The 6,000-nt window shown below is 60.5% G+C and carries 7 protein-coding genes and 1 pseudogene; 3 read left to right on the top strand and 5 right to left on the bottom strand.

Annotated elements, in window-relative coordinates; genetic code table 11:
• Together FKB36_RS13240 and FKB36_RS13235 are read right to left on the bottom strand one after the other, a co-directional pair.
• Positions 1-313 (bottom strand): NAD-dependent epimerase/dehydratase family protein (locus FKB36_RS13240; protein WP_315901843.1); only part of this gene is annotated, 313 nt, incomplete at its 3' end.
• A 189-nt stretch (positions 314-502) separates the two neighbouring features.
• Complete coding sequence (locus FKB36_RS13235; RefSeq protein ID WP_261598564.1) at positions 503-634, bottom strand: hypothetical protein; 132 nt, start codon at positions 632-634, stop codon at positions 503-505.
• 1,233 nt (positions 635-1,867) lie between these two features.
• On the opposite strand from FKB36_RS13235, the gene FKB36_RS13230 reads away from it, so the two are divergent.
• Both FKB36_RS13230 and FKB36_RS13225 read left to right on the top strand, forming a co-directional pair.
• On the top strand, positions 1,868-2,014 hold the full coding sequence (locus FKB36_RS13230; RefSeq protein WP_214076819.1) for a hypothetical protein: 147 nt from the start codon (positions 1,868-1,870) through the stop codon (positions 2,012-2,014).
• A gap of 4 nt (positions 2,015-2,018) precedes the next feature.
• Positions 2,019-2,534 carry a GNAT family N-acetyltransferase gene (locus FKB36_RS13225; RefSeq protein ID WP_261598563.1) on the top strand — a complete coding sequence of 172 codons (516 nt, stop codon included), beginning with the start codon at positions 2,019-2,021 and terminating at the stop codon, positions 2,532-2,534.
• Between the two features lie 523 nt (positions 2,535-3,057).
• On the opposite strand, the gene FKB36_RS13220 is transcribed toward FKB36_RS13225, so the two are convergent.
• Positions 3,058-3,210 (bottom strand): hypothetical protein, encoded by a 153-nt coding sequence (locus FKB36_RS13220; protein WP_261598562.1) that lies wholly within the window; start codon positions 3,208-3,210, stop codon positions 3,058-3,060.
• Between the two features lie 253 nt (positions 3,211-3,463).
• Here FKB36_RS13220 and FKB36_RS13215 point away from each other — a divergent pair, with 253 nt between their 5' ends.
• Positions 3,464-3,751, top strand: a complete 288-nt coding sequence (locus tag FKB36_RS13215; protein WP_261598561.1) for a hypothetical protein — start codon at positions 3,464-3,466, stop codon at positions 3,749-3,751.
• A gap of 305 nt (positions 3,752-4,056) precedes the next feature.
• On the opposite strand, the gene FKB36_RS13210 is transcribed toward FKB36_RS13215, so the two are convergent.
• Positions 4,057-5,493 carry an ATP-binding protein gene (locus FKB36_RS13210; RefSeq protein WP_261598560.1) on the bottom strand — a complete coding sequence of 479 codons (1,437 nt, stop codon included), beginning with the start codon at positions 5,491-5,493 and terminating at the stop codon, positions 4,057-4,059.
• A gap of 104 nt (positions 5,494-5,597) precedes the next feature.
• Positions 5,598-5,942: pseudogene (locus tag FKB36_RS13205) on the bottom strand (glucose-6-phosphate isomerase family protein).
• Positions 5,943-6,000: the final 58 nt, after the last annotated feature.

Below are 6,000 nucleotides of genomic sequence, written 5' to 3'. Positions count from 1 at the left end.
ATGACCCCGGAGCCGGGGTGTCGCCGTAGACCGAGGAGGCGCCAACCACGGCCGGCACCCCGCAGTCCTTCGCCGCGACGAGCACGTCGAGCGTGCCGGTCACGTTCGCCTCGTTCGAGGCGAGGGGGTCCTTCACCGACCGGGGCACGGAGGGGATTGCCGCCTGGTGGAAGATGCCGTCCGCGCCCGGGAAAGTCTCCATCAGAAGGTCGAGACCGGTGATGCTCCCCTCGACGAACGTCACCCGGGGGTGGTCCAGGAGGTGCTCGATGTTCTCCCGCCGCCCGGTGGCGAGGTTGTCGATGATGACCACGTCGTGGTGCTGTGATAACGTGTCGGCAAGGTTCGAGCCAAGCCGGCCCCGCCGGTGACGATGTAGCGCATGAAGAGGTTATGGCGGTGGGGGTGTTTAGGGGTTTCTGAATTGAACCCGGGCATCCGGGTTTGATACGGGTCTGCGAGGACATCTACCGTCCTCACCCCCCGCCCAGCACCCGCACAATCACCGCCACCACCCCGCCCACGACCCCACCGGCCCGGCGCCGATCATCGAAACCTTCCTCTCTTCCCCGGCCTTCTCCGCGCGCCAGCCCTCCAGCGCCCGGTGCCGGCTCTCAAACTCATCGAGTCGCACCGTCGGTGCTCCCGCTTCGGTTCTAACGAAGCATCGCGTCCTGCGCCTCCATCCGCCAGAGCGCCCGGCATATCCACTTCACATCCCGGTTCGTCTCGTAAGACCGAGCTCCCGGGTGGTCTTCTCCTCGGTCATCTCAGTAACCCTCCCGGAGGACAATAAGTTATCAAACCCTGGTCCGATGATTACACCTCGCGACAGGTTCATAACCGGAGCGGGAGCATCGAAGGTTGCAACGTTGCAGCAGATTTACCGCAGGATTCCAGCACCGGCCGCGAAGATCGAACGGCCGGGGAAGGGGCCGGTTCCAGCAGTACCTGTACAGATAGAGAGATGCGTCTCTCTCTTAGTACTGAAGTACAGCAAAACACGCACACAGCCCCCGGTACCGGCGCCGGGGTGAGTGGGTGTGCGGGTGTGCGCGAAAGCCAGAATGCCGGAAGAGATCTCACGATACCACCCTCGCGGGGTGGAAATCAGGATCGAATGCCCCAACGCCACCCTTTTAGTGGCATCGCCGGCTGCAACGTGCTGAAAACAGGTACAAAGCGTGGGCCCATGTTGCAGGAGTCTCTGCCCGGCGCCCTCGACCACCGGACGAAGGTCGAACCCGGCATGTCTGCGGCGAGGCTCTACCGCTCGTTGGAGGCCCCTGTGATCCGTGGTACGCAAGGCTCGTCCGGGGGTGGAACGGGCGGGATGAGGTGATCCGGTAGAACGGAAGATGCCTCGCCAGAGTGGCTCAAAGTCGGATGGGATCCGGCGGTATGGGAGAACCGTTCGCGAGATCCATGTCCACCGGGGACCTGGAACCACCAGTATACGGCCGGCATCGAGCGGGGGCGGCCATGACCCGGGAGGTGGGTACCTTCAGCCACGGCATGGATGGACCGCTCAGGATCTCCGTCGAGGCCGGGCGCTACCGGATTGAGGGTGGAGACGCGATGGTCCGCCGGAGCGGGAGCACCATCAGGTGCGACGTACGACACCCGGTGGGGACGATGTCATCCACGGTCAAACGGCGAATGGTTCGGCAGAACCGGAGAGGGAACGCTCGCCGGCAGTGCTACGGTCTCTGCACAACCCTGGCGAGGAGATCCACCAATGCACAGATCCCCTGCATCCGGGGTGATGAGTGGATCCGGAAAGCTCGGAGAAAGTTAACCCGGGAACCTGACGAAACCTATTTGTGGTAGCCACGATTATTATATCGTATCCAGAGGTGGAGTGACAATGGCGAAACCAATCGAACTTGGGCTTACCCTTGAGGGCGAAGATGCCCGGCGTTTCCATGAGTACATGGAGAGGCCCACCTATACCGACGACGCGCGGAAACTGATCCGGTTTGCGGCGCACAGAGCGCAACATCAGCGTCTGTGAGGATATGCCTCTCCCGGAACTCCATTTTTTACCGCTTTCCAGTGACCTGGATGTATCAGCCTTCAGGTGTGGTCATGCCGATCTGGATGAGTTCTTGATCGAGGATTCAAGGGAGTATCAGGAAGAGCGGCTGTCGGTAACCCATCTTGCGTATATCGACTCTGAACTGGTTGGGTTTTTCACCCTCGTCACCGACTGCATTGATGTCAAGCAGGTAGCCACGGAGGATGGGAGACGAGGGTACCCTTACCGAAAATACCCCGCTCTAAAGATCGCCCGGCTGGCAACCTCCTCAAAATATCAACGAATCGGTATCGGGTTTCTGATGCTCGGTGAGGTTCTGGCGCTCACGATGAATATATCTAAATATGTCGGGTGCAGGATCATCACCGTGGATTCAAAACAGGAATCCGTGGGATTTTACGAGAAATTCGGGTTCAAACGAGCAACCAGAAGATCCACCGATCCGGTCCATATGTATATGGATTATCACAAATTGCTGGAGATGGAATACCGATAGTGTGAGCACGCGGCCGGACTCCGGGCCCCTCTTGCGGATGACCTGGAGAAGGCAATGCAGGCGATCCGGTTGGCGTCGGGAAGAAACCGACGGCGTGAAGGTCCCATCAAACTTCCTGCTTGTGGTGACTGCTCCCACGACTCAAGTCGTGGGCTTTCTGCCTGTTTGATCGTAATGGAGCGATCTCACCCGTCAACCAATCCTTCCAGTGGCGGATAGCTTGTGGCACTCTATACGGGGGTCAGCTCGATCCAGAACCCCCGGGCATTCAACGCTGAATGGCGGCCCGACAGCAAGGTTGACGGAGATCAAATCTGCCTCAGGGTGGAAGGGTGTCCTCATATCGGTAGAATGAGGGGGAACGGGGTGTTATTCCCTTAATGCGTGCTTATTTCTGTCGCCCCGGCTGATCCCGCGGTAGGCGAAACTGGCGCCGATCCACGCATCCGGATCCACGACGTTGCGTCCATCCACGATCGCCGGCCGCGTACAACCCCTTCACCCGTGCGGGGAGAAGCCCCCGTCACTCCTTGTTCCCCGAAAAGATCACCGCCGCATCTGCACCCGATAACACCCCCTCGATATCCCGTGAGAGCCCCGGCGGCGCGTCCGGCGACGTCACAAAATCCACCCGGCGATCGTGGATACGAGCGAGCGCGTCGGCAGCGAGTGCCACATCAGGGAACGGCTCCGCCGGTGTGTTTCTCGCATCATCCGAGTCGTTGATGTCTTCCCTGAAATGAAGTAGAAAACTGAAGGTTTACGGGCATTTGTCCGGCGGTGCGTCCGGGTGCCTGGTATTCCCCATCCCGGGTGGAGGATGAAGGTAAACCCGAACGTTCCACGGTCTCGGACAGGGGGTATCACCGTAGACCGAGAATGCCGCAACCACGGCCAGCGTCCTGCAACCTTTCGCCGCGACGAGTACATTGAGTGTCCCGGTCACGTTCGCCTCGTTCGAGGCAAGGGGATCCTTCACCGACCGGGGCACCGGGGGTGCCGGCCAGGATGCCGTCCGCGCCCGGGAACGTCTCCATCAGGAGGTCGAGGTCCGTGATGCTCCCCTCGACAAACGTCACCCGGGGGTGATCGAGGAGGTGCTCGATGTTCTCCCGGCCTGGCACGGTCGCGAGGTTGTCGATGATGACGACGTCGTGGTGCTGTGCCAGCGTATCCGCAAGGTTCGAGCCAGACCGGCCCCGCCGGTGACGATGTAGCGCATGAAGAGATTATGGCGGTGGGGGTGTTTAGGGGTTTCTGAATGGGACCGGGATTCCAGGTTAGATACGAGTCTGGGAGGACATCTACCGTCCTCACCCCCCGCCCAGCACCCTCACGATCACCGCCACCACCCCGCCGACCGCGGCGCTCACCACCGAACCCCCCTTCGCTCGCACCTTGCGGTTCTCCCGCTCGCTTTCGTTCGCGTCTCGCGCCCTGCGGTGCTCGAACTCCTGCCCGAGTTCTCAAACCCCGGGTGGAAACGATCGCGCGAGGCTTGCGGCGCGAGAGATCCCCTCTCTCACCCGCCCGTTCCAGTCAGGTACTCCCGCGAAAGCCGGGCGATATCCTCCAGATCAAAGACCAGGTACCCGTCCTTTCTCAGATCTTCTTTGCCCTCTATGCTCTTTGCTACCAGGGCAAAATGTTCGTTCCTGCTCTCGTTTCGCCATCGCACCTCGCAGGCCTTCTCCCGGAGCGCCGCAAGGATGCCGCGGGCCTGGCGGCGGTTGAGAGCGGACCACTTGCATTCACAGAAGAGGGCATCCCCGGAGACCTCATTCAGGCCTACGAGATCGATCTCCACCTCCTTCTGCCACCACCGTCCCAGTCGCGAATACGAGGAGCCGGAGAACAGGATTCCCCTGCGAACGAGGTCGAGAGAGAGTTGTTCGAACATCTCTCCGCAATAGGGCGCGATCTCTTCCCTGATGGAGGCCAGCACCTCCCTGCTCTGCCCCGTCTCGGTCTCTGCTCTCCGGGGATACACGAAACGGAACCAGAACCTGAGATAGGGATCGGCCAGCCGATAATGCCTTCTCCGGTAGCCGGCATGGGCGGTCACCGGCACCTCGTCCTTGATCAGGTGCATACGCGAGAGGACGGCAAGGTACTTGGAGACCAACCCTTTATCAAGCCCGGTCTCCTGGCAGAGGGGTCCCAGGGTGGTGTACCCCGCGGCGAGAGCGCGGAGAATGGCCATGTAGTTCCCTGCTTCGCGGAACTCATACTGCATCAGGATCTCGGCTTCGGAGTAGAGGTATGCACCTTTGCAGAGAATCTGCTCCTCCACGTTCTCCCAGAACGATCGGTCGGGGCGAAACAGACGGAGATAGGCAGGAACTCCACCGATCGCGCACCATGTCATGACGAGATCTTCCTCGTCGTAGGGGAGGAACCGGCGAAGGTAGGGATAGGAGAGAGGCTCGAGCTGCCACTGCCCCGTCCTTCTGCCGTAGAGCGGGCTTGTGTACCCCAGCACCTCGGTCTCCATCGTGCTGACCGATGAACCCGATATGACGAGCATCACCGGCTCCAGGGAGAGTACCGTATCCCACACCTTCTGAAAGACGGAAGGCGTGGCCCGGTCGCGTGCGATGAGGTAGGGGAACTCATCGATGACAATCACCATTTTCTTCCCCGGAGGAGGGGAGAAATTTCGGTGCCTGACCAGCGCCTTTATGACGGTCTCCCAGTCGGGATATCTACTCCGCTCAAAATCCGGATCGTTCAGGTACTCCCCTGCATAGTGGGAGAAATCCTGGACATTCCTTGCCGTCCCTTCTTCGGAGGCCAGGAAGTAAAAGCCCGGGACAGTCTGCAGGAGTCGGGCAAGAAGCGTTGTCTTTCCCACGCGCCGCCTTCCATACAGGATCAGGCATTCCGGAACCGGGGAACGATACCGATCGGTGAGGAACTGCAGTTCACGTTCCCGGTCTACAAAGGATTGTTGAATCATAAGTATACTACTTTAAAGTCAACAACTCACTTAAGGTGATCGGTAAGCGCCGGTGGTCCGGCCGGAGACAGCCTCTACATAGATGGGCTTCTCCTTACCCGGGTTTACTGCCCGTAGCCGGGCGATATGAGGACGAACTCCCCCGCCCTCGCGGCGACGGCGACGACATCACGGAGATCGTTTCGCTGGAGGAGGTAGAGCGCCTCCCCGGCGAGCACCTGGTAGAGCTCGGGTTAATCGATGCCCGAGGGGCTGAGCGGGTGGTAGTGCCCTTTGGTCTTGGCGTACTCCCCGCCCACGGTCCCTGGTGGAATGACGGTGATGTCGAACCGAGCGTTCTGCTCGTTGAGGTGCGCGCGATCCTCTGCAGTGAGGGCGAGGTCGCGGTACATGTAATATAGGGGCACGTCGCCGGACCGGTCCGGATTGTTGGCCAACACACAGCGCATATCGTTGAGGGTCAGGACGGGGGGTTCAGGGAGGATACCGGGCCAGTAGCGGTTCATC

Origin of the sequence: Methanoculleus formosensis (assembly GCF_025384765.1) — an archaeon.
GTDB classification, from domain to species: Archaea; Halobacteriota; Methanomicrobia; order Methanomicrobiales; family Methanoculleaceae; genus Methanoculleus; species Methanoculleus formosensis.
This window is presented reverse-complemented; position numbering and strand designations above follow the sequence as displayed.